The 24,597-nt window shown below is 35.6% G+C and carries 21 protein-coding genes and 1 rRNA gene; 13 read left to right on the forward strand and 9 right to left on the reverse strand.

Annotation, left to right across the window (positions count from 1 at the left end; translation table 11 throughout):
- The 9 genes from T323_RS0123770 to dnaA form a co-directional block, all read right to left on the reverse strand.
- Positions 1–237: ribosomal RNA gene (locus tag T323_RS0123770) — 16S ribosomal RNA — on the reverse strand; the annotation flags it as partial.
- Positions 238–527: 290 nt separating this feature from the next.
- Positions 528–1,610 carry an HD-GYP domain-containing protein gene (locus T323_RS0123775; protein WP_026675507.1) on the reverse strand — a complete coding sequence of 361 codons (1,083 nt, stop codon included), beginning with the start codon at positions 1,608–1,610 and terminating at the stop codon, positions 528–530.
- A gap of 211 nt (positions 1,611–1,821) precedes the next feature.
- Positions 1,822–4,356 (reverse strand): DNA gyrase subunit A, encoded by a 2,535-nt coding sequence (gene gyrA, locus T323_RS0123780; RefSeq protein ID WP_026675508.1) that lies wholly within the window; start codon positions 4,354–4,356, stop codon positions 1,822–1,824.
- A 36-nt stretch (positions 4,357–4,392) separates the two neighbouring features.
- Positions 4,393–6,306, reverse strand: coding sequence for a DNA topoisomerase (ATP-hydrolyzing) subunit B (gene gyrB / locus T323_RS0123785; RefSeq protein ID WP_026675509.1), 1,914 nt, complete (start codon positions 6,304–6,306; stop codon positions 4,393–4,395).
- 65 nt (positions 6,307–6,371) lie between these two features.
- Positions 6,372–6,635, reverse strand: coding sequence for an extracellular matrix regulator RemB (gene remB / locus T323_RS0123790; protein ID WP_026675510.1), 264 nt, complete (start codon positions 6,633–6,635; stop codon positions 6,372–6,374).
- Between the two features lie 9 nt (positions 6,636–6,644).
- A complete protein-coding gene (gene recF / locus T323_RS0123795; protein ID WP_026675511.1) occupies positions 6,645–7,760 on the reverse strand; it encodes a DNA replication/repair protein RecF in 1,116 nt (371 codons plus the stop codon).
- A gap of 12 nt (positions 7,761–7,772) precedes the next feature.
- The gene (yaaA, locus tag T323_RS0123800; RefSeq protein WP_026675512.1) at positions 7,773–7,991 is read right to left on the reverse strand and encodes a S4 domain-containing protein YaaA; all 219 of its coding nucleotides are present in this window, start codon (positions 7,989–7,991) and stop codon (positions 7,773–7,775) included.
- Between the two features lie 263 nt (positions 7,992–8,254).
- Positions 8,255–9,397 (reverse strand): DNA polymerase III subunit beta, encoded by a 1,143-nt coding sequence (gene dnaN / locus T323_RS0123805; RefSeq protein WP_026675513.1) that lies wholly within the window; start codon positions 9,395–9,397, stop codon positions 8,255–8,257.
- 156 nt (positions 9,398–9,553) lie between these two features.
- Complete coding sequence (gene dnaA, locus T323_RS0123810) at positions 9,554–10,903, reverse strand: chromosomal replication initiator protein DnaA (protein WP_026675514.1); 1,350 nt, start codon at positions 10,901–10,903, stop codon at positions 9,554–9,556.
- Positions 10,904–11,502: 599 nt separating this feature from the next.
- Between dnaA and rpmH the strand changes: the two genes are divergently transcribed.
- The 13 genes from rpmH to T323_RS0123875 all read left to right on the forward strand — a co-directional run bounded on the left by rpmH (position 11,503) and on the right by T323_RS0123875 (position 24,486).
- The gene (gene rpmH, locus T323_RS0123815; RefSeq protein ID WP_003323480.1) at positions 11,503–11,640 is read left to right on the forward strand and encodes a 50S ribosomal protein L34; all 138 of its coding nucleotides are present in this window, start codon (positions 11,503–11,505) and stop codon (positions 11,638–11,640) included.
- 78 nt (positions 11,641–11,718) lie between these two features.
- Complete coding sequence (gene rnpA / locus T323_RS0123820) at positions 11,719–12,099, forward strand: ribonuclease P protein component (RefSeq protein WP_026675515.1); 381 nt, start codon at positions 11,719–11,721, stop codon at positions 12,097–12,099.
- A gap of 27 nt (positions 12,100–12,126) precedes the next feature.
- A complete protein-coding gene (gene spoIIIJ / locus T323_RS0123825; RefSeq protein WP_026675516.1) occupies positions 12,127–12,930 on the forward strand; it encodes a YidC family membrane integrase SpoIIIJ in 804 nt (267 codons plus the stop codon).
- A complete protein-coding gene (gene jag / locus T323_RS0123830) occupies positions 12,927–13,547 on the forward strand; it encodes an RNA-binding cell elongation regulator Jag/EloR (RefSeq protein ID WP_026675517.1) in 621 nt (206 codons plus the stop codon). The genes spoIIIJ and jag overlap by 4 nt, the downstream gene beginning before the upstream one ends.
- Before the next feature lie 251 nt (positions 13,548–13,798).
- Positions 13,799–15,274 carry a methyl-accepting chemotaxis protein gene (locus T323_RS0123835; protein WP_026675518.1) on the forward strand — a complete coding sequence of 492 codons (1,476 nt, stop codon included), beginning with the start codon at positions 13,799–13,801 and terminating at the stop codon, positions 15,272–15,274.
- Positions 15,275–15,480: 206 nt separating this feature from the next.
- Positions 15,481–16,857: a tRNA uridine-5-carboxymethylaminomethyl(34) synthesis GTPase MnmE gene (gene mnmE / locus T323_RS0123840; protein WP_026675519.1), complete on the forward strand. Its 1,377-nt coding sequence runs from the start codon at positions 15,481–15,483 to the stop codon at positions 16,855–16,857.
- A gap of 23 nt (positions 16,858–16,880) precedes the next feature.
- Positions 16,881–18,767 carry a tRNA uridine-5-carboxymethylaminomethyl(34) synthesis enzyme MnmG gene (gene mnmG / locus T323_RS0123845; protein ID WP_026675520.1) on the forward strand — a complete coding sequence of 629 codons (1,887 nt, stop codon included), beginning with the start codon at positions 16,881–16,883 and terminating at the stop codon, positions 18,765–18,767.
- Positions 18,768–18,786: 19 nt separating this feature from the next.
- Complete coding sequence (gene rsmG, locus T323_RS0123850; RefSeq protein WP_026675521.1) at positions 18,787–19,503, forward strand: 16S rRNA (guanine(527)-N(7))-methyltransferase RsmG; 717 nt, start codon at positions 18,787–18,789, stop codon at positions 19,501–19,503.
- A 163-nt stretch (positions 19,504–19,666) separates the two neighbouring features.
- Positions 19,667–20,566 (forward strand): nucleoid occlusion protein, encoded by a 900-nt coding sequence (gene noc / locus T323_RS0123855; protein WP_026675522.1) that lies wholly within the window; start codon positions 19,667–19,669, stop codon positions 20,564–20,566.
- Between the two features lie 328 nt (positions 20,567–20,894).
- Positions 20,895–21,668 (forward strand): ParA family protein, encoded by a 774-nt coding sequence (locus tag T323_RS0123860; RefSeq protein ID WP_026675523.1) that lies wholly within the window; start codon positions 20,895–20,897, stop codon positions 21,666–21,668.
- Positions 21,649–22,494 (forward strand): ParB/RepB/Spo0J family partition protein, encoded by an 846-nt coding sequence (locus tag T323_RS0123865; RefSeq protein WP_026675524.1) that lies wholly within the window; start codon positions 21,649–21,651, stop codon positions 22,492–22,494. Before T323_RS0123860 ends, T323_RS0123865 begins: the two co-directional genes overlap by 20 nt.
- Positions 22,495–22,554: 60 nt before the next feature.
- The gene (locus tag T323_RS0123870) at positions 22,555–23,709 is read left to right on the forward strand and encodes an aminotransferase class V-fold PLP-dependent enzyme (protein ID WP_026675525.1); all 1,155 of its coding nucleotides are present in this window, start codon (positions 22,555–22,557) and stop codon (positions 23,707–23,709) included.
- A 36-nt stretch (positions 23,710–23,745) separates the two neighbouring features.
- Entirely contained in the window at positions 23,746–24,486 is a 741-nt protein-coding gene (locus T323_RS0123875) for a DUF554 domain-containing protein (protein ID WP_026675526.1), read from the forward strand.
- The last annotated feature ends 111 nt before the right edge of the window (positions 24,487–24,597 follow it).

Raw genomic sequence — 24,597 nt, forward strand, 5'->3', positions numbered from 1 at the left:
CCATCCTGTAGTGATAGCCGGAGCCATCTTTTAAAATGGAATTATGCAATTCCATCTATTATCCGGTATTAGCACCGATTTCTCGATGTTATCCCAGTCTACAGGGCAGGTTGCCCACGTGTTACTCACCCGTCCGCCGCTAACATCAGGGAGCAAGCTCCCATCAGTCCGCTCGACTTGCATGTATTAGGCACGCCGCCAGCGTTCGTCCTGAGCCAGGATCAAACTCTCCATAAAAGTGTTTGATATAGCTCAAAAATAATTCATTGACGAGATATTACTATCTCTTTAATTCGCTTGGCTTTTTCTTGTTCAGTTTTCAAAGAGCTATTTGCGGTGTCAGACATGCAGTGTCCAACAGCGACTTGAATATCATATCATTTTAACACTATCATTGTCAACAACCATTTTAACTTTTTTATAAAATGTTGTTTGTCAGCGACAGGAATTCAATAATATCATGTTAAGAAAAAATAATCAACTTATTATCCGTGGTAATTATAGGTAAACAACCACGGATAATAAAATTATAAAATATGGCTTATTGTTATTTCTCTTTTTTCTTTTAAATTAATGATGTCACCAGTTTCAGTATCTTTCACCATTGGTTTTGACAAATGATTTTCATCAACAAATATAATTTCTGCTTTTTGGCCATTAGAAAGCCTCACTTTAGAACCAATTGCAAAATTCATAATCGTTTCTGTTAAAGTTTTTACAACACTAAGTTGAAATTTTCCAAATTCCTCATTTTTCAAAACTTCTAATGCTTCATAAGGAGTAATTTTAGATTTATATACTTTATCCGAAATTAACGCATGGTAAACATCACAAACGGCAATAATTTGACTGAATACATGAATTTTATTAGCTGGTGCACTTAAAGGATAGCCACTTCCATCTTCTCTTTCATGATGTTGAAGGACAGCTAACAATATTTCAGGAGCAATTCCTCCAGACTCTTTTAACATTTTATAACCATGAACAGGGTGTTTTTTTATCAGTTCATATTCCCCACTTGTAAGCTCAGACGTCTTTTGAAGTAATGTGGGAGAGAGTTTGGCCATACCACAATCAGCTAAAACACCCGCCATACCGACCTGGCTCCATTCTTTTTTCGATAAGTTAAGTTTTTTAGCTATATACGCGGATAACACACCCACAGAAATGGCATGGTGAGCCAAATAATCTTCTTTTGTTCCAAAGAAATGAAAATGGAGTAAATATTTTGGCTCATTTATTACTTTTCCGATTAAAGGATAAAGAATTTGTTGCATGTCTGTAATTGAAACATGATAACCAGCTTTCCATAAGTCAAAATGCTTTTTATATTCTTGCACGGCATCTAAGTAAAAATTAATAAATGCTTTTTCCGTTGAGATAATCTCTCTATCTTCATCCTCTGCTTTTGGAATGGCCCGTACAACAAATTTTTCACCCGTTACTAACTTATCCTCGACTTCAAGGTCATCGATTAAAAAAGCATCTATAATTTCTAACCATTGTTTATCAATAACGGTATTTTCTTTTAGCAGGGGATAATGTCCTAGCAACATAATATCCTTTTCAAGGATACAACCTTCTTGTAATTGACTTCGTTTTATCTTCATGGTGTAACCCCCTTTTCCACTTGACTCCAAAACACTACTTTTGTTCTAAATAATTTTATTTATTTCTTTAATTATACGAGATATGTTGTGAATTAAAAAGTAATTTTTATTAAAGATAACTATATAAATTACATTTATTAACTTTTTTTTAGGTCATAACTCATATCCTCAATAAAAAAAGAAGAAGGTCTCCCTTCTCCTTTTCCTTTTATTATTCTTCTGTTGATGGATCTTCATCCATACTTTCCGTTTCTTCTTTTCGTACATATTCCTCGTCAGACTCTTCCATTGTGTCTACGTCTGTTTCCGTTACTTCCTCATCATCAATATCAACTCGTGCTACAGTCGATACTTCTTCACCTTCATTAACCCGGATTAACGTTACCCCTTGTGTATTTCTGCTCATCGTTGAAATTTCATTAACATGCAATCGAATGATGACACCACTAGCGGTAATAATCATTAAATCATGGTCATTCGAAACAACCGTTAACGAAACAAGTGGGCCATTTTTATCCGTAATGTTACAAGTTTTTATTCCTTTACCACCACGATGTTGGAGGCGATAATCTTCAATTGGCGTTCGTTTTCCATAACCTTTTTCTGTCACAATTAAAATATCGTGACCTTCTTCAATTGTATCCATTCCAACAACAAGGTCATCATTTGATAACGTCATTCCTTTAACACCTGTTGCTGTACGACCCATTAAACGAACATCATCTTCATGGAAGCGGATGGCTAACCCTTGTTTTGTACCGATAATTATTTCTCGGTTTCCATCTGTTAAACGGACACCATGAAGTTCATCATCATCACGTAGGTTAATTGCAAATAATCCACCTTTTCGAATATTCGCAAACGAAGAAAGAGCCGTACGTTTACAAATTCCATGTTTCGTTAAGAAGAATAAATAGTAATTTTCTTTAAATTCCTCAATTGGAATTACCGTACTAATATATTCCCCTTGCTCGATCTGCAGGAGGTTAATAATCGGTATGCCTTTTGCTGTACGACCTAAATCAGGGATTTCATAGCCTTTTAAGCGATAGACTTTTCCTTTGTTTGTGAAAAATAAAATCGTATGGTGAGAATTTGTTGTAAATAAATGCTGAACAAAATCATTATCATTTGTTCCCATTCCTTGTACACCTTTGCCCCCACGCTTTTGACTTCTATATGTCGTAATTGGCATCCGCTTAATATAGCCATTATGAGAAAGTGTAATGACGATATTTTGACGTGGAATTAAATCTTCATCTTCAAATTGGTCTTCTCCAAATGAAATGATTGTGCGGCGCTCATCATTAAATCTCTCTTTTACTTCAAGCAATTCCTCCCGAATGATTTCTAACACTTTTTCTTCATCCGCTAAAATTGCACGTAACTCGGCAATGCGAGCAACTAATTCATTGTACTCAGCCTCAATTTTATCCCGCTCTAACCCAGTTAAACGCTGCAATCTCATATCAAGAATCGCTTGGGCTTGTTCATAACTTAAAGAAAATTGTTCCATTAAGCCATTTCTTGCAATTTCAGTTGTTTGCGAGCCACGGATTAATGAAATGATTTCATCAATATGGTCAAGGGCAATTCGTAAACCTTCTAAAATATGCGCTCGTGCTTCTGCTTTTTTCAGTTCAAATTGCGTGCGACGAGTAATAACAACTTTTTGATGATCTAAATAATGACTGAGGCACTCTTTTAAATTCAATACTTTTGGTTGCCCATCAACTAACGCAAGCAAGTTAATCCCAAAGCTTGTTTGAAGCGCCGTTTGTTTATATAAATTATTTAAAAGAACATTGGAATTAGCATCTCTTCTTACTTCAATGACGATTCTCATTCCATTACGATCAGATTCGTCTCGTAAATCTGTAATTCCTTCGATTTTCTTTTCACGTACAAGCTCCGCAATTTTTTCAATTAATTTTGCTTTATTTACTTGATACGGTAATTCAGAAACTATAATTCTTTGTTTACCACTTGCTTGTTCTTCAATATGTGTTTGAGCTCGTAATGTAATCGAACCCCGCCCTGTTTGATACGCTTTTCGAATCCCACTAATTCCGAGAATCTCCGCACCTGTTGGAAAATCAGGTCCTGGAATATAGTCCATCAATTCTGGAATACTAATATCAGGATCTTTACTGACAGCTAATACACCATCAATTACTTCTCCAAGCTGATGAGGAGGAATATTAGTCGCCATTCCGACTGCAATTCCAGAAGCACCATTAACTAGAAGGTTTGGGAAGCGAGATGGTAATACAACAGGCTCTCGCTCTGAGCCATCATAGTTATCTTGATAATCAATGGTATCTTTATTAATATCTCGAACAAGCTCCATTGAAATTTTTGACATTTTGGCTTCCGTATAACGCATCGCTGCAGCCGAGTCGCCATCAACAGAACCAAAGTTCCCATGGCCATCAACTAACATGTAGCGATAACTGAAATCTTGAGCCATACGAACCATTGTTTCATATACCGCTGAGTCACCATGAGGATGGTATTTACCAATAACTTCTCCGACAATACGTGCGGATTTTTTATAGGCTTTGTCTGCTGTCATGCCTAACTCATTCATCGCATATAATATTCGACGGTGAACAGGTTTCAATCCATCTCGAACATCAGGCAGTGCACGGCTAACAATAACACTCATGGCATAGTCCATAAAAGATGTTTTCATCTCTTGACTAATATTTATTTCTTTAACTCTTGATTGCTCCTGGTCTGCCATTTATATATAAACCTCCATCTTCGTTCTTCCTACCACTTAGATATCTAAATTCTTTACATATTGGGCATTTTCTTGAATGAAATCACGACGCGGTTCCACTCGATCTCCCATTAAAATTTCAAAGATTTCATCTGCTTTCATCGCATCTTCTAGTGTAACTTGAAGCGTCGTTCGCGTTTCTGGATCCATTGTCGTTTCCCATAATTGTGTCGGATTCATTTCTCCTAAACCTTTATAACGCTGGATGCCGATTTTCGTTTTATCAGAGACTTGCTCCATAATTAATTCAAGGTCCCGCTCATTATAAGCATATTGAATATCTCTTCCTTGTTGAATTTTAAACAAAGGTGGTTGTGCAATATAGATATAACCACGTTCAATTAATGGACGCATATAACGATAGAAAAATGTCAAAATTAACGTACGAATATGAGCACCGTCTACATCAGCATCTGTCATGATAATGACTTTATGGTAACGCGCTTTTTCAATATCAAAGTCATCACCAATGCCTGTTCCTAATGCAGTAATAATTGTGCGGATTTCATTATTCGCTAAAATTTTATCTAAACGTGCTTTTTCAACGTTAATAATTTTTCCACGTAACGGTAAAATCGCTTGGAAATGACGGTCTCGACCTTGTTTTGCCGATCCACCAGCTGAATCACCCTCAACGATATAAATTTCACTAATGGATGCGTCCTTTGAAGAACAATCTGCTAACTTCCCTGGTAAAGCACTTACTTCTAACGCACTTTTACGTCTAGTCAGTTCTCTTGCTTTTTTCGCCGCTTCACGTGCTCTTGATGCCATAAGTCCTTTTTCAACAATTTTTCTTGCAACTTGTGGGTTTTCTATCATAAATCGTGCAAAATGCTCACTAAATAAAGAATCGGTAATCGTTCGTGCTTCACTGTTCCCTAATTTCGTTTTTGTTTGACCTTCAAACTGTGGATCTGGAATTTTAACTGAGATGATGGCGGTTAACCCTTCTCGGACATCCTCACCGGTTAAGTTCGGGTCACTTTCCTTAAATAAATTATTTTTACGTGCATAATCATTAATGACACGAGTTAACCCTGTTTTAAACCCTGATTCATGAGTTCCACCTTCGTGCGTATTAATGTTATTTGCGAAAGAATAAATATTACTCGTATAGCTATCATTGTATTGAACAGCAACTTCAACCGTAATCCCATCTTTGTTACCTTCAATATGAATAGGTGGTTCATGTAAGTTTTCCCGTGTACGGTTAAGATGCTCAACAAACGAAGCAATTCCACCCTCATAATGATATGTTGCTGATTTGCCATCTTCGCGATTATCGATAATATGAATTGTTAATCCACGATTTAAGAAAGCTAATTCACGAAGACGATTTGCTAAAATTTCATATTCATAAATTGTTGTTTCAGTAAAGATCTCGCCATCTGGTTTAAAAGATATGATCGTTCCACGTTTTTCGGTGTCACCAATGACTTCTAAATCACCTTGAGGAACACCACGTTCAAAACGTTGATAGTGGATTTTCCCTTCACGATGAACATTGACTTCTAGTGAAGTAGACAATGCATTAACGACAGAAGCACCTACACCGTGCAATCCACCAGAAACTTTATAGCCTCCGCCACCGAATTTTCCTCCAGCATGTAGGACTGTCATAATAACCTCAACAGCTGGCCGTCCCATCTTTTCATGAATCCCAACTGGAATACCACGTCCATTATCTTCAACAGTAATACTGTTATCTTCTTCAATTGTGACTGTAATCGTATCACAAAACCCTGCCATCGCTTCATCAATACTGTTATCGACTATTTCCCAAACTAAATGGTGTAGTCCACGGCCACTTGTTGAACCAATATACATCCCTGGTCTTTTTCTAACTGCTTCAAGGCCCTCAAGGACCTGAATCTGACTTTCATCATAAGTATGTTGTTCACTCGTCAATTTCTTCACCTTCACTTCTTTATTCAAAGTACATGCTAGACAATCTCGTTATTTACGTTCAATTATTATTCGACAAAACTTTCTAATTCTGTAACAGCTAACGCTCTTCGCTTTAAAGTAACAGAAGATATTGGTGAATAATAGATTTTATCCATCGTAATGACGATGGATTTCACAATTTCTTGTGAAATTTCTTGGACATTGCTTTCTTTTTTATGGGCTTGTAAAAACTCTTTTGTAATTCCAGAAGAATCTTTCATATCACTATTTAATATGGCTATGACATCTTTTGACCGTATGACCGTGTCTCCTCCCAAATGAATAAACAAACGCCCACCTCATTTCACTTTTTCAATATCGCCTTGTGTTACGATAAATGTTGCTGCTTCTTTTAATGTTTGATGGTCAATGCCATCGATACTTGTTGTCGTTACAAAGGTTTGTACTTTCCCTTGAATCGCATGTAACAAATGGGATTGTCTATAATCATCTAACTCTGAAAGTACATCATCTAGTAAGAGAATCGGGTATTCCCCAATTTTATCTTTTATTAATTCGATCTCTGCTAGTTTTACTGATAATGCTGTTGTTCGTTGTTGTCCTTGTGAACCATAGACTTGAACATCTTTTGCATTCACAGTAAAACCAATATCATCTCGATGAGGTCCAATTAAGGTTGATCCGCGCATGATTTCTTTATCTACAATCTTTTCGAAAGCTTCAAAGAATACTTGTTCTATTTTCGACAATTCTGTCTTTTCTGATACGTCAATTGACGGTTTATATTCAAGTTTTAACGATTCTTTTCCTCGGCTAATATCAGAATGAATTGTTTCTGCCCAAGATTGTAGTAATTGTAAAAATTCATAGCGTCTTTCAATAACCTTTGAACCCGCTTCGACTAATTGTTCGGTTAACACATCAAGCATGACACGATTTTGCTTTTGTTTTTGAAGCTCTTTTAACAAATGATTCCTTTGTTGAAGGATTTTTTGATACTTTCCTAAATAGTGGAGATAGACTGGATTGATTTGTCCTATTTCCATATCTAAAAAGCGCCTTCTGATTTGCGGTGCGCCTTTTACAATATTTAAATCTTCAGGAGCAAACATAACAACATTAGCTGAACCGATATATTCACTTAGTTTACGCTGTTCTAAATGATTTAGCTTTACTTTCTTCCCTTTGTCACTAATGATAACATCAAGCTTGAGTGGTCCATTTCGTCGTTCCACAATTCCTTCAATTCTAGCATAATCTTTATCCCAGCTAATGAGCTCTTTATCTCGAGGCGTACGATGGGACTTTGCTAACGCTAAAACAAAAATCGATTCAATTAAATTTGTTTTCCCTTGTGCATTTTCTCCTAATATGACATTAACCTTATCTTCAAATGAAACCAACACATTCTCATAATTTCGGTAATGTGAAAGTTGTAACTGTTTTATATACAAAGGGAAGCCCCCTTATTTTGTTGCAATAAGAAATGAATCACCAGTTTCAATTTCAATTCGGTCACCAGAATATAGCTTTTTCCCTCTCCGTTGTTCTTGCTCTCCGTTTAAAAAAACTTTATATTCATCTAAAAACCACTTTGCTTGACCGCCAGTATCAATAAGCCCTGCTTCCTTTAACAGTTGACCTAGCGTAATATACTCCGTTGAAATTTGAATGCTTTGTTCCATTTCGATCGCTCACTTTCTGACATAAAGGTTTCCGCGCTAATAAAAGACAGCTATTCTAGTTTACACTAAATGCTGTCTTTGTTACACTTTTGCCATCATATTTCTATTGTACTAAACATTTGCCTTAACGCCAATACCATTAAAACGTTTGTTTCATGCTGCTTTTTTTTAAAGGTGCAATGCGAAGCGATTTGCTCTCTTTTTTTTTATATACGAAAGTATAAAAGTTTTGGTATAGCAGTAACGCTTTGAAAGCTTATTTTTTAATACGTTCGTACAGGTGAAAATAAATGTAATGAGTGATCATTATCCGTAGGGCGAATAACGAACGGACTCATTGCTCCAGTAAATACGATAGATATTTCATCACAATCAACCACTTTTAAGGCATCAATGACATTTTTTCCATTAAACGATATACGCAAATCTTCTCCGTTCGCTTCCATACTTTGAACTTTTTCCGTTACTTTTCCAACTTCTGGTGTAACGGAAGTAATTTCAATGACTCCATTTTCTAATGTTTTTAAATTTACTACATTATTTTTTCCTTCTCGAGACAATAATAATGCACGTTCTAATGTTTGTAAAAATGGTTTTGTTTTAATGACAAAATCCGTTTTTGAGTGTGTCGGTATCATATTTTTCGTAACTGGATATTTTCCGTCTAATAGACGTGAGAAAAATAACAGATTTTTTAATTTAAATAAAATTTGACTTTCTGTGACAACAAGGTCAATTAAACTATCGCTTTCTTCAAGAATTTTACTTAATTCCGTTAAGCTCTTCCCAGGAATAACGACATTTTCAAATGCTAGATTTTCATTATTTGTTTCAACAATTGCCTTTCTCATCGCTAATCGATGACTATCTGTTGCAGTACAGGTCAATTCGCTATTCTCAATAGTGAAGTTTACACCTGTCAACACGGGTCTTGTTTCTTGAGTCGACACAGCAAACCCTGTTTGTCGAATAATATTTCGGAATAAGTCTTGAGGTAAACGAATTATATTATCTTCTTCAATTTGAGGAAGTCTTGGGTATTCTTCAGGATCCAATCCATTTAAGTTGAAAACAGAGGAACCTGAACGCAATGTTGTCGCAAATTGGTCTTGTACAATGATTTCAATTTGTTCTTCAGGGAGTTTTTTTACGATTTCCGCAAAAAACTTCGCTTGTAAAACGATACTTCCTTCTTCAATGATTTTTACGAATTCCTTATCATCTTCTTCTACTGGAATGAAACTTTCAATTGAAATATCAGAATCACTTCCAGTTAATGTAACTCCTTCGTTTGTCGCTACGATTTTTATTCCTGTTAAAATAGGAACAGTTGTTCTAGATGATACGGCTTTTGTTACGTGTTGAACACTATGAACAAATCGATCACGATGAATCACAAAATGCATAATGTAACTCCTTTATTAATATTATTTTTTTTATAAAAAGATAGTAGTAATAGTAATAGGGCTTGTGAATTTGTGGATAACTCAGTGAAACGTTAGAGTGCTAAATTATTCACATGTGGATAGTGTGTGAATAAGTGAGTCCCAGTTATTCACATATTATTTTCTTAATTCACTCATAAGCTCTTGGATTTTTTGTTGAAGCTCATCATCAGTGCTTAATAATTTTGAGATTTTTTCATGAGCATGAATAACGGTCGTATGATCTCGACCACCAAACTCGCCGCCGATTTTAGGCAGAGAAGCTTCCGTTAGTTCTCGAGCTAAGTACATAGCTATTTGTCTAGGAAAAGCAACAGATTTTGTTCGTTTTTTTGCTTTGAAATCTTCTAACTTCACTCCGTATTGTTCTCCAACTGCTTTTTGAATATCTCCAATTGTGAGGACTTTAGGTTTTGAATTCGGAATAATATCCTTTAATGCCTCAGCAGCAAGATCAGCATTCATATCTTGATTTATTAACGATGAATACGCCACAACGCGAATTAATGCTCCTTCTAACTCGCGAATATTCGTATCAATTTGATTAGCAATATATAACATCACTTCATTTGGAATATCTAAATTTTCGGCTTTTGCTTTTTTACGTAAAATTGCAATCCGCGTTTCCAGATCTGGTGGTGTAATATCAGTGATCAATCCCCATTCAAAGCGGGAACGTAATCGGTCTTCTAATGTTGGAATTTCTTTTGGTGGCCGATCACTTGAAATGACAATTTGCTTGCTCTCTTCGTGTAATGCATTAAATGTATGAAAAAATTCTTCTTGTGTTTGTTCTTTTCCAGCTAGAAACTGAATATCATCTATTAATAGCACGTCCACATTTCGATATTTATTGCGAAAATTGACCGCTTTGTTATCACGAATCGAATTTATAAATTCATTTGTAAATTTTTCAGATGATAAATAAACGACTTTTGCATTAGGATTATGGTCAATAACATAATGACCTATTGCATGCATTAAGTGAGTTTTTCCTAATCCAACACCACCATAAATAAACAAAGGATTATAAGCTTTTGCTGGGGCTTCGGCTACTGCTAATGAAGCAGCATGGGCAAAACGATTCCCTGAGCCTATAACAAAGGTGTTAAATGTATATTTTGGATTAAGCATACTTTTTGGTATTTCTCCATTGACCTGGACCGTTTCTTTTGGAGATTTTTTCACTTCTTGTTCGATGCCGAAATCTTCAATCTGATTTTGGGGAATAATAAATTTCACTTGAAGACTCGTGCCAGTAATATCTTCTAACGTTTCCGCGATGAGTCCGGAATATCTATTTTCTAACCAATCTCTTGCAAATTCGTTTGGAGCCGTAATGGTTATCGTGTCATTTTCAAGTTCACTTGCTTTTGTTGCTTTTAGCCAAGTTTCAAAGCTCGGTTTGCTTACTTTTGCTTCCATTGATGCTAGTGCATGGTCCCATAAATCATTAAGGTTTTCCAAAAATCGCCCCTCCTTTTACTATAAGTAAACATGAAACAAAAAGAATATGTACAAGTTTTGTACATAGCATTGAATAACGTTGCATAAATATTTAATACACATTTAATGTGGAGAAATGTATTATATAGTAGAAAAACGTCAAAAGTGAAGATATAAACAACTTGTGGAATTGTTAATAAACAAAAAAATAAACTGTCCACAAAGTTATGCACAGCTTGTGGATAAAAGTGATTGAATTATAGATTGTCCACGGGTGAAAACAAATATATAATATCAAAAATAACATGTAGTTGCAACGGTTTTATAGGTTTATCCACAATCTACTACAGCTTGTGTTTATTTTTTATCCACAACACTATATCATGTGTGAAACTTGTTTATAACGATGGGGATAAGAAAAAAATGTCGAATGTTGTTATCCACAGGAGAGAATTGTCGTTATATAGGAATAAAAGGTAAGGGTGAAGAAGTACGTTTAGCTGCTCCTTTTTTCCTTGTTTCGAGTGAAAAAGAATATTACCTTGACAAGCGACCTTCAATTTCCGTATAATTTACAAGAATGTCTATGTTGAGTATAATCCTCAGGGAGGTGTTTATAGATGGGAAAACCAACATTTCAACCTAATAACCGTAAGCGTAAAAAGGTACACGGCTTCCGTGCACGTATGAGTACTAAGAATGGCCGTAAAGTATTAGCTCGTCGTCGCCGTAAGGGAAGAAAGGTGTTATCTGCATAGGCCACTGGACATCAGTGGTCTTTTTCTACTGTTATGCATAGATATATCCAAAACGAGAGTGTTGAGGTGTAACAGGAGATGAAAAAAGAGTATCGAATTAAAAAGAATAACGAGTTTTCAGTCGTTTTTAATAAAGGAAAATCGTATGCAAACCGCCAATTTGTATTATATGTCTTACATAAAGAAGACCAAAAGCATTTTCGAATTGGTCTGTCTGTGAGCAAAAAAGTAGGCCATGCTGTTACGAGAAATCGGATTAAGCGGGTTATCCGTGAAATTTTTAAAGAGTTAGAGGAAGAAATTAAAGAAAATATAGATTATGTCGTCATTGCAAGAAATCCAGTGGCGAGCATGGACTTTCAAGAAATGAAAAAAAGCTTGTATCATGTAATGAAAAAAGCAAACGTCATTAAAAGAAGTGAAAGAGCTGGACAGAAAAGAGATGTACAAAAAAAATAACAGAAAAAACGACAAGGAGGAAGCTTTGTGGGTAGAAAGTTAGGCTTAGCAGCCATGTTTATTGCCTTGTTGGTTGTTCTTACAGGCTGTTTCAATTTAGAGGAACCAATTACTCGTGATAGTACGGGATTTTGGGATTCATATTTGGTATACCCTTTATCATGGGTCATTATTTATTTTGCAGATTTGTTTAACGATGATTTCGGTCTATCAATTATTGTCGTTACAATTTTACTTCGATTATTAATTCTACCATTGATGATAAAACAAACGAAAAGTGCAAAAGCAATGCAAGCGATTCAACCAGAAATGCAAAAATTAAGAGAAAAATATAGTGCAAAAGATCAAAAAACACAACAACAATTGCAACAAGAAATGATGAAAATGTTCCAGGAACGTGGAGTTAATCCACTTGCCGGATGTTTCCCAGTCTTAATCCAAATGCCGATTCTTTTAGCATTTTATCATGCTATTATGAGAACTGAGGAAATTGGTGGACATGATTTCTTATGGTTTGCACTTGATGCACCAGATCCGATTTATTTACTTCCGATCATTGCGGGGATCACAACGTTTATTCAGCAAAAAATGATGATGGTCATGGATAATCCACAGATGAAAATCTTACTATACATGATGCCTATCATGATTACCGTTTTTGCGATGTTCTTCCCGGCAGCTCTTGCTTTGTATTGGGTTGTTGGTAATATCTTTATGATTGTCCAAACGTATTTTATTACAGGACCAAACGTAGGGAAAACAGCGGAAGAAAAAGCAACAGGAAAAGCTACAAATAAATCTGCAGGTAAATCTGGAGGAAAGAAAAAGTGAAAAAAATAACTGCGTCAGGAAAAACGGTGGAAGAAGCAGTTGAAAAGGCTTTGGCAGAACTAAATACGACAAAAGAACGAGTAGACATCCATGTGGTGGAAGAACCACAGAAAGGCTTTTTTGGTTTCATTGGTTCAAAACCTGCAATCGTTGAAGTCGAAATGAAACGAGATGCTATCGAAGAAAGTGTCCAATTTCTCCAAGAGCTAATTCATAAGATGGACGTACAAGCTTCAGTAACTAAACAAGAAGAAGGCGATACGATCGTCTTAAATCTTGAAGGAAAAAACTTAGGTACTGTCATTGGAAAAAGAGGCCAAACTCTTGATTCCTTACAATATCTAGTGAATTTAGTTGCAAATCGTTATTCTGAACAGTATATTCGAATTCAACTTGATGCAGAGCAATATCGAAAACGAAGAAAAGACTCATTGGAGCAGTTAGCGTTAAGACTAGCAAACAAAGCGAAATATTCAAAACAAGCAGTGAAGCTAGAACCAATGCAAGCACATGAAAGAAAGATTATTCATGCTGCATTACAAAAAATTGAAGGCGTAAAAACGATTTCTGAAGGGCATGAACCCCGACGAAGAATCGTCATTACCCCTCAAATATAAAGAGAAAAAAGAAAGGCTGTCGAGAAATCGGCAGCCTTTTTCTAATGAAAGTGGAATTATTTAAATAGAGCCAGCATGTATTTGTTTAACACTCTTGAAAAACAATTCATACAATAAATAATTTTGTAGAATATTGTTACAATTTGTAATATGATGAAAAAAAGAGCTGTTTCGTTAAGAATACTAGCGGATATTTCTTTCTTAATAGTAAAATCGAGCGGACACAGCAAAAATGAAAAAGGGGTGCATCAATGAATTCACAGCACTTGGTTTATATCGAAAGAAATAAATTAATGGCAAAAATGTTATGGTTTTCATTCGCAGTCGGTTTAATTAGTAATGTACTAAGTGGGATTCACTTTCAGGGAATGCTTGCCTTCTTTATTACAGGGATTATATTGGGAGTCACGACTCAGATTGCTGCGATTAAAAAGCTGTTTCCTCCCTATATACAATATTATGTTGTTGTAGGGATCGCCGTTTTAACAGTAGTGATGATCGCGACTTCACCTAAATTATCAAACTATTTAATGGTCTATTTAAGTTTAGCTTTGATTACGTTGTATCATAATTATCGTTCCATTGCCTTATCTGGGTTTGTTGGTATATTATTAACAAATTATTTATTTATTAGTTACCGTGATACGATGTTTTTTGGGTTAGGAAATGATTATTTAGTTTCATTTAATATCTTTTTAATCATTATTACAGGGATTTTAATTGGTCAAGCTCGTATTGGTGAGAATATGCAAAAAGAAATGGAAAAGAACAATGAGGAAATCTCTGAAGGGAAGGAGAAAGTTGACCTTCTCTTAGAAAGAGTGACAAATTCGGTAGGGGTTATTACCGAATTTAGTGAAAAAGTGAAAAGAAGTGTCGATGCTACTAGTAAAATTTCAAGTGAATTAACCGCTGCTTTTTCTGAAGTGGCAAAGGGTGTTGAATCCCAAGCGGTTAGTGTAACCGATATTAATGACTCTCTCCAGTCGACAAATCAGGTTATCACATCGGTGGCAGATTCTTCTGAAGTAATGAAAGATTTATCAGAGAAAACGTCCCAAATTACGACAAAAGGTAATCAAGATGTTCAAACATTACTAACAGAAATGGCTGAAGTTCATAAGATTATTGGTTCAGCAGTAACTTTAATTAAAGAATTAAACAATGAGAGTCAACAAATTGGGACGATTTTAAATAAAATAAGTGAAGTATCTGAGCAAACAAACTTATTAGCTTTAAATGCTGCGATTGAAGCTGCACGTGCTGGTGAACATGGGAAAGGATTTGCTGTTGTAGCAGATGAAGTTCGTAAATTGGCGGAAGATAGTAAACAATCGACATTGCAAATTTCAACAATTTTACAATCGATACAAGAAAAAACGACTAGTGTAACAACGGAGGTAAACAAAGGACAACAAGCTGTGGCAAATAGTTTAGCTGTGTCACAACAAACCGAAGACACTTTTCGCCATATTCTAACGAATACAAATCATGTTGTTGAGCAATCGAACGTGATCGAAGAATTCATTAAAAAGCTTGAACAAGATTCAAGTTTGATTTTAGAAGAAGTGACATCTGTATCGAGTATTACACAACAATCAAGCGCTGCGGTTGAGGAAATTGTCGCAAGTGTGGATGAACAACATATGAGAATCGAAGAGATTGTGTCGAGTTTTTCAGATTTAGAGAAACTAACAAAAGAACTACATGCGTTAATAGAAGAATAAATTGAAGGGCAAAAACCTATCCACATGTGGATAGGTTTTTTGTTGTTGTTGTTTTGGGTAAACTAGTGGTGTGAATATCTTTTGTTGTGGATAATATTATGATATTCTATTTATTTAGGAAGTCATTTTTTACTCACAGAAAAAAGAACATATTGTTTATATAAATGTGGATAAACCAAATACATTGAAAAAGTGGAGGTGATACTATGGAGTTGGATACAATTGCAGCAATATCAACGCCAATGGGAGAAGGAGCCATTGCTATCGTTAGGTTAAGCGGGCAAGATGCGATAGCGATTGCAGACCGATTATATAGGGGAAAGAAGAAGCTAACAGAGGTAGAATCACATACGATCCATTATGGACATATATATCATCCAAAAACAAATGAGATCATAGAAGAAGTCATGGTAACAGTTTTACATGGTCCAAAAACATTTACACGTGAAAATATTGTCGAAGTAAATTGTCATGGTGGACTAGTTTCGGTTAATCGTGTTCTTCAATGCATTTTACAAGAGGGAGCAAGATTAGCTGAGCCGGGAGAGTTTACAAAACGAGCATTTTTAAACGGTCGAATTGATTTATCTCAAGCAGAGGGAGTAATCGATTTAATTCGGGCAAAAACTGACCGTGCGATGAATGTTGCACTAGGGCAGTTAGAAGGACGGTTATCGTTAAAAATAAAAAATTTACGCCAAGCTTTGCTTGAAACCGTTGCCCATGTCGAAGTGAATATTGATTACCCAGAATATGATGCAGAAGAAATGACAACCTCTATTTTGCGTGAAAAAGGAACAGAGGTTTTACATGAAATTGACCGGCTTCTTGCAACGGCAGAGCAAGGGAAGATTTTAAGAGAGGGACTAGCAACCGTTATTATCGGTAGACCAAATGTAGGGAAGTCCTCTTTACTAAATAGCTTAGTCCACGAGATGAAAGCGATTGTAACAGATATTCCTGGAACAACGAGAGACGTGATTGAAGAGTATGTAAATGTAAGAGGTGTTCCCTTACGTTTAATCGATACGGCAGGTATACGTGAAACAGAGGATATTGTCGAACGAATGGGTGTGGAACGTTCTAGACAAAAGTTAAAGGAAGCACAACTCATACTACTCGTATTGAACTATGGAGAAGAATTATCAAAGGAAGATGAAGCTTTATTTGAAGCGATTCGTGGGTTGGATGCCATTATTATTGTAAATAAAACTGATTTACCACAAAAAATAAACCTCGATAAAGTGAAACAATTGGCACAAGCACGACCAGTTGTTACAACATCGATTTTAAAAGATGAAGGCATTGACGAACTAGAAGAAGCGATAAAAACTTTATTTTTCACAGGAAATATGGAAGCCGAAGATATGACCTATGTTTCTAATTCAAGGCATATTGCCCTTTTACATCAAGCAAGAAAATCAGTAGAAGATGCATTAGGAGCGATTGAAGTAGGTATGCCAGTAGATATGATTCAAATTGATATTACCCGTGCTTGGGAACAGTTAGGTGAAATTGTTGGCGATACAGTTCATGAAAGTTTAATTGACCAATTATTTTCTCAATTTTGTTTAGGAAAATAATTTATATATAAGGAGGGTAAGCTGTGCAATATTTTGGTGGAGAATTTGATGTCATCGTCATAGGTGCCGGTCATGCTGGTTGTGAAGCGGGATTAGCTGCTGCTCGAATGGGAGCCAATACACTAATGTTGACATTGAATTTAGATGCAGTCGCTTTTATGCCATGTAATCCATCTGTAGGAGGACCAGCAAAAGGTATTGTTGTCCGAGAGCTTGATGCTTTAGGTGGCGAGATGGCAAAGAATATCGATAAAACATATATCCAAATGAGAATGTTAAATACTGGGAAAGGTCCAGCTGTTCGTGCTTTACGTGCACAAGCGGATAAATTTTTGTATCAACATGAAATGAAAAAAACAATTGAAGAGCAAGAAAATTTACTTCTGCGTCAAGGAATGGTCGAACGCTTAATTGTCGAAGACGGAGTATGTAAAGGGGTTATTACAAACACAGGAGCAGAGTACCGGAGTAAAGCTGTTATTGTTACAACCGGAACTTATTTGCGTGGGAAAATTATTCTAGGTGATTTAGCGTATGAAAGTGGCCCAAATAATATGCAGCCTTCCGTTCAATTATCATACCACCTCCAAGAGCTTGGTTTTGAGATGGTCCGCTTCAAAACAGGAACGCCACCCCGTGTAAATGGAAGTACAATCGATTATGATAAAACAGAAATTCAACCAGGTGATGATAAACCACGCGCATTTTCATATGAAACAACAAAATATATTACAGACCAACTACCATGCTGGTTAACGTATACAAGTGAAGAAACCCATGAAATTATAAATGGAAACTTAAGTCGTTCACCTATGTACTCTGGTGTAATCGAAGGAACAGGCCCGCGATATTGTCCTTCGATTGAAGATAAAGTTGTTCGCTTTTCAGATAAGCCACGTCATCAAATCTTTTTAGAGCCAGAAGGAAGAAATACATCGGAAGTTTATGTTCAAGGGTTATCTACAAGTTTACCAGAAGATGTTCAATTATCGATTTTAAAGTCAATTCCTGGCTTAGAAGCTGTGCGAATGATGCGTCCTGGCTATGCTATTGAATATGATGCAATTGTACCGACTCAACTTTGGCCAACATTAGAAACGAAAAAAATAGCAGGTTTATTTACCGCTGGACAAATAAATGGAACATCGGGATATGAGGAAGCAGCAGGCCAAGGGATTATGGCAGGAATTAATGCAGCAAGAAAAGTTCAAGGAAAAGAGGGGATTATTTTAGACCGCTCTGAAGCTTATATTGGTGTATTAATTGATGATTTAGTCACAAAAGGAACTAACGAACCTTATCGATTATTAACATCACGTGCGGAACATCGTTTATTGCTTCGTCATGATAATGCAGACTTACGCTTATCTCCGATTGGATATGACATTGGATTATTAACAAAAGAACGATACGATCGTTTTGTTGAAAAGAAAGTAATGATTGAAAGTGAAAAGAAACGATTAGAAAAAATCATCATTAAGCCATCAAAGGAAGTGGACGAATTACTGGAAAAAGTCGATTCATCTCCTTTACATGATGCTGTGCGAGCGTCCCATTTATTAAAACGTCCTGAATTGCATTATGAGCATGTTGCATCATTATTATTAGAACAAATTGAAATTCCTTCAGATGTTGCAGAACAAGTGGAAATTCAAATTAAATATGAAGGATATATAGAAAAACAAATGCAACAGGTGGATCGTGCAAGAAAAATGGATAAGAAAAAAATCCCTGAAGATCTTGATTATTTTGCAATCTCAGGTTTGGCTACGGAAGCAAAACAAAAATTATCGAATGTTCGCCCGTTATCTGTCGGTCAAGCTTCGCGAGTTTCCGGTGTGAATCCAGCAGATATCTCAATATTACTTGTTTACCTAGAACAGGGAAGATTAGCAAAGGTACAAGACTAATCAAATAGTGGAGGAATACATGAGTAAACAACAATTTCCTAGTATGCTTAAAGAGCAAGGGATCGAGCTCTCTGAATTTCAATTACAACAATTCCATTTTTATTATGAGATATTAGTAGAGTGGAATGAAAAAATGAATTTAACGGCGATTACAAACGAAGACGATGTGTATATCAAACATTTTTATGATTCAATTACAGCTGCTTTTCATTTTGATTTTACTCGTCCATTATCAATTATTGACGTTGGTGCAGGTGCAGGTTTTCCAAGTATCCCGATTAAAATATGTTTTCCTTCCATTCAAGTGAATATCGTGGATTCTTTAAATAAAAGAATTGGGTTTCTAGAACATTTAGCGACACAATTGGAACTTGAACAATGCCACTTTTACCATGATCGAGCGGAAACATTTGGCCAAAATCCAAAACATCGAGAGCAATATGATGTTTGTCTCGCAAGAGCGGTAGCAAGAATGCCTGTATTATCGGAACTTTGTTTACCTTTAGTCAAAAAAGAGGGGTATTTTATCGCAATGAAAGGGCCAGATGGAAAAAAAGAATTAAAGGAAGCAAAAAAAGCACTTTCCCTTTTAGGAGGTAAAGTAGAAAAAGAAATTCCTTTTCATCTTCCAATTGAAGAAAGTGAACGATTTATTGCTGTTATAAATAAAATAGAAAAAACGCCGAAAAAATATCCTAGAAAACCGGGAACACCAAACAAACAACCGATAGAATAAAAATTGTTTCACGTGAAACATTTTTTATTCTATACTTGACGAAGGGATAAAAACAAAGATATAAAAGACTTATGAGAAAAAGCAGGAAATAAACAAAAAAATATCGAATATTATCTAGTATCATACAAAATATCGGTATTTTCTCAAAAGGTGGTGTCAGGCGATGAAGAAACCTTTTTCACGCCTATTGGGCTTCGGAGAAAGAAATGAACATGAAGTTGAAAATGCAAATGAAATAGAAGACACTTTAGAAGCAAATGTAGCTGAAAAAGTAACTGAAACTGAAAATGAAGAAGTGAAACAAATTCCTATTATTGAAATTGTTCCTAATCGCTTTCAGCCACGTACAGTTTTTGATGAAGAACGTATTGAAGAACTAGCACAAACAATTCGTACTCATGGTGTCATTCAACCGATTGTCGTCCGTGAACGAGATGGGAAATTTGAAATTATAGCAGGGGAAAGACGATGGAGAGCTGTTACTAAGCTTGGTTGGGTTACGATTCCCGCTATTATTAAAGAGTTTAACGATTCACAAACAGCTTCTGTCGCTTTAATTGAAAATTTACAAAGAGAAGGGTTAACTGCTATTGAAGAAGCTTTAGCTTATGCAAAGCTTTTAGATTTACATGGTTTAACTCAAGAAAGTCTTGCTCAAAGGTTAGGAAAAGGTCAGTCTACTATCGCCAATAAACTCCGTTTGTTACATTTACCTGAACTTGTACAAGAAGCGATTTTAGAAAGAAAGATTACAGAGCGACACGCCCGTGCACTTATTGTTCTTAAACAACCAGAATGGCAAGAAGAAATGGTGAAAGAAATAATTGAAAAAGGGCTTAATGTAAAACAAACTGAAGAACGAGTGAAAATGAAATTAGAAGGAACAACAAATAAGAAAAAGAAACCACAAGTCCGTGCTTATTCAAAAGATATGAGAATTGCGATGAATACGATTCGTCAATCTGTAGATATGGTCATGAAAAGCGGGTTAGCTATTGATAAAGATGAAGAAGAACATGATGATTTTTATCAAATTACGATTAGAATTCCGAAGAAAAAGTAATCAATGATTTTTATAAACTTTATATTCTATTAAAAACGTCGTTGAGTTTAAATTCTCACTGACGTTTTTTTACTGTTGTCATTTGAAACTAAATTGATAAGAAAAAGGAAGTAAATTGTTAGTGTAATGGACGAACACATTGAACTGTTAAAGACAATACGGTATTTAAAAATAGGAGTTTTTTTTCTTCTTTTATATATACAATAAATATTTTTTGCTTATTTTTCTACAAAAAAGAAATGATTATGATAAAATGAGAAAACATTATTGTCATTTCGTGATAGAATAAGAAAGTAAAATTGTAGTAGAGTTGAAAGAAGGTGTCAGCATGGGGAAAATAATTGCTGTTGCAAACCAGAAAGGCGGAGTAGGGAAAACTACATCGGCTGTAAACTTAAGTGCCTGCTTAGCATATATAGGAAAACGTGTTTTACTTGTAGATGTTGACCCTCAAGGGAATGCTACAAGCGGAATTGGAATTGAAAAAGGTGATGTCGATCAATGTATTTATGATATTTTAGTAGAAGATGTTGCTGCTCAAGATGTAATTCGACAAACAAATGTAGAAAATTTGCATATTATTCCTTCGACAATTCAACTTTCAGGAGCTGAAATTGAATTAGTTCCGACAATATCAAGGGAAGTGCGATTAAAACGAGCATTATCTGCAGTGGATGATCAATTTGATTACATTATTATCGATTGCCCACCTTCGTTAGGATTATTAACGATTAATGCATTAACGGCAGCGAATTCAGTTCTTATTCCTGTTCAATGTGAATATTACGCGTTAGAAGGACTTAGCCAATTGTTAAACACAGTCAGACTTGTTCAAAAACATTTAAATACAGATTTATCTATTGAAGGTGTATTACTTACAATGTTGGATGCTAGAACAAATTTAGGCATTCAAGTTATTGATGAAGTAAAAAAATACTTTCGGGAAAAAGTATTTGAAACGATTATTCCAAGAAACGTACGATTAGGTGAAGCGCCAAGTCATGGACAACCTATTATAATCTATGACCCGAAATCAAGAGGAGCAGATGTGTATTTAGAATTAGCAAAGGAAGTGGTTGCTGATGGCCAAAGGGTTGGGTAAAGGGCTTCAAGCTTTTTTTCCAGAAGCAGTGGATGAAAAAAATGAGTCTGTCTTAGAAGTAAAGGTTAATGAATTACGTCCGAATCCATATCAACCGCGTAAAACATTTTCTGATGAAGCGATTAATGAATTAAAAGAATCCATTCTTAATCACGGAATCTTACAACCTCTTATTGCAAGAAAAAGCATTAAAGGGTATGAAATTGTAGTTGGTGAGCGGCGTTATCGGGCTGCTATTGCAGCAAAATTACAAACAGTTCCTGTTGTCGTAAAAGAATTAACAGATGACAAAATGATGGAACTAGCTTTAATTGAAAATCTTCAACGTGAAGACTTAAATCCGATTGAAGAAGCTGTTGCTTATGATAAACTTATGCAGCATATGAAAGTGACTCAAGAACAATTAGCATCAAAGTTAGGAAAAAGCCGCCCTCATATTGCAAATCATTTGCGATTATTACATCTTCCTAAAGTGGTGCAACAGTTTATCTCAGATGGGAAACTTTCAATGGGGCATGGAAGAGCATTATTAGGGTTAAAAAACAAAGAGAAACTATCTGTATTACTTGAAAAAGTTCTTCAGGAAAAGTTAAGTGTAAGAGAATTAGAAGCGCTTGTTCAACGTTTAAATGAAAATGTTTCACGTGAAACAAAAAAGAAACCACCTCTTTCTCCTTTTATTAAAGCAAAAGAAGAAAGCTTACGAAATCGGTTCGGAACATCTGTCAGCATTAGAAAAGGAAAGAAAAAAGGGAAAATAGAAATTGAGTTTTTTAATGAAGCAGATTTGGAAAGAATAATTACGATGTTAGAAAATGTAGAATAGTCAAAGTGAGTCATCAACAAGTGTGGTGGCTCCTTTGTGTTCATGAAGAAAGGAGTTTCTATGACCTATATTTATTTTGACCAAGCAGCGTCGTCATTTCCAAAACCAACTACTGTAGCAGAAGCAATGACAAAAGCAATTAATGAATATGGAGCCAACCCTGGGAGAGGTGGGCATACTCTTGCAGTGCAAGCCAACGATATCATTTATCAGACACGGAAAAAACTAGCAGTGATGTTTGGAGCCAATCACCCAAATGATATCATCTTTTTTTCAAATGCAACATATGCTTTAAACCAGGCGATTCAAGGTTTACCTTTAAAAGAAGGGGACCATGTTATTTCAACGATGGTAGAGCATAATTCTGTTCGAAGACCATTAGAATATATGAAAAAAGAAAAAAAGATAGGAGTCACATATGTTCATCCCAGAAAGGATGGTTTAATTTATCGAGAGGATATTGAACAAGAGCTAACTGACAAAACGGTAGCGGTTATTGTTAGTCATGGATCCAATGTTACAGGTGCGATTACACCTGTTGAACATATCGGAAAGCTGCTTCAGCCATATGCCATTACATATATTGTAGATGCTTCTCAAACAGCGGGAGTTCTACCTCTTGACATGAAACAACATCATATTGATATTCTTGCTTTTCCTGGGCATAAAGGGTTATTAGGTCCACAAGGAACAGGTATATTAGTGATTGGAACAGAAATGACTTTGCAACCACTCGTTTATGGGGGTACGGGGAGCCATTCAGAACAGCCTTTTCAACCGGAAGAACGTCCTTATCAGTATGAAAGTGGAACATTAAATACCCCGGGTATTGCTGGTTTGTCAGCAGGTATTGATGAAGTTCTTAACATAGGAATTGATTCGATTTTTTCTCATGAATGGGAGCTTACGTCCTATTGCTTAGAAAAACTAAATAAAATAGATGGCATAACAGTTTATGGTCCTTCTAAAGAAATTAAACGCCTTGGTGTCATTTCTTTTTCTGTCGAACATGTAGATGGCCATGAAATTGCGATGATTTTAGATCAACATTATAAGATTGCAGTTCGAGCAGGATTACAATGTTCTCCGCTTACACATGAAGTGCTTGGGACAACGGAAACTGGAACGGTCCGTGTTAGTTTTGGCCCGTATAATACGAAAGATGAGATTGATCGACTGATTGAAGCATTACTAGAAATAAAAAGTTATATGTAACAAAGAATGAATTGAAAAGTAGTGGGGGAACAAAACATGGTGTTATTGGGGACTCTAGTAAACGCACTAGCTATTATGTTGGGTGCACTTTTAGGTACAATTGTAAAAAACATTCCTGATCATGTGAAAACAACAATTATGCAAGCTATTGGTTTAGCTGTCATAGTATTAGGAATCGGAATGGGTTTGAAAAGTGAGCAATATGTTATTGTCATTGGGAGCTTAGTTGTTGGAGGCCTTCTTGGGGAGAAGTGGAAGCTTGAAGACCGCTTAAATCAACTTGGTAGTTGGTTAGAATCAAAAGTAGGTGGAAAAGGTGATGGTCAAATTGCAAAAGCGTTTGTAACAACGACATTAATTTATGTTGTTGGCGCAATGGCGATTCTTGGAGCTTTGGATAGTGGTTTACGTGGTGATCACTCTGTTCTGTATACAAAAGCAATGCTTGACGGATTCTCTGCTATCATATTTACTTCTACTTTAGGAATTGGTGTCATCTTTTCAGCAGTTCCAGTCCTCTTGTATCAAGGAATTATCGCGTTATTTGCTACTCAAATTGATAAATATATCGCACAAGGTTTAATGGATATGTTTATTGTCGAAATGACAGCAACAGGTGGGTTAATGATTTTGGCGATTGGATTAAATCTACTTGGTATAACGAAAATTAGAGTTGCAAATCTATTACCTAGCATTATTATAGTTGCAATTTTAGTTATGATTGTTTATTATTGGCAGTCTATTTTGATGGCTTTTTCTTTTTTTAGTGCCAGTTAAGCACGTAAAAGAAAAGGTGCTAAGTTGTAATTAATTGATATAAATAAAGAGGATGATTTGTCATCCCCTTTGTTGCTTCTATATATATAAGAAAGCATAAATTTTTGTATA

The organism is Alkalihalobacillus bogoriensis ATCC BAA-922, from assembly GCF_000621445.1.
In the GTDB taxonomy this organism is placed as follows: domain Bacteria; phylum Bacillota; class Bacilli; order Bacillales; family Bacillaceae_F; genus Bacillus_AO; species Bacillus_AO bogoriense.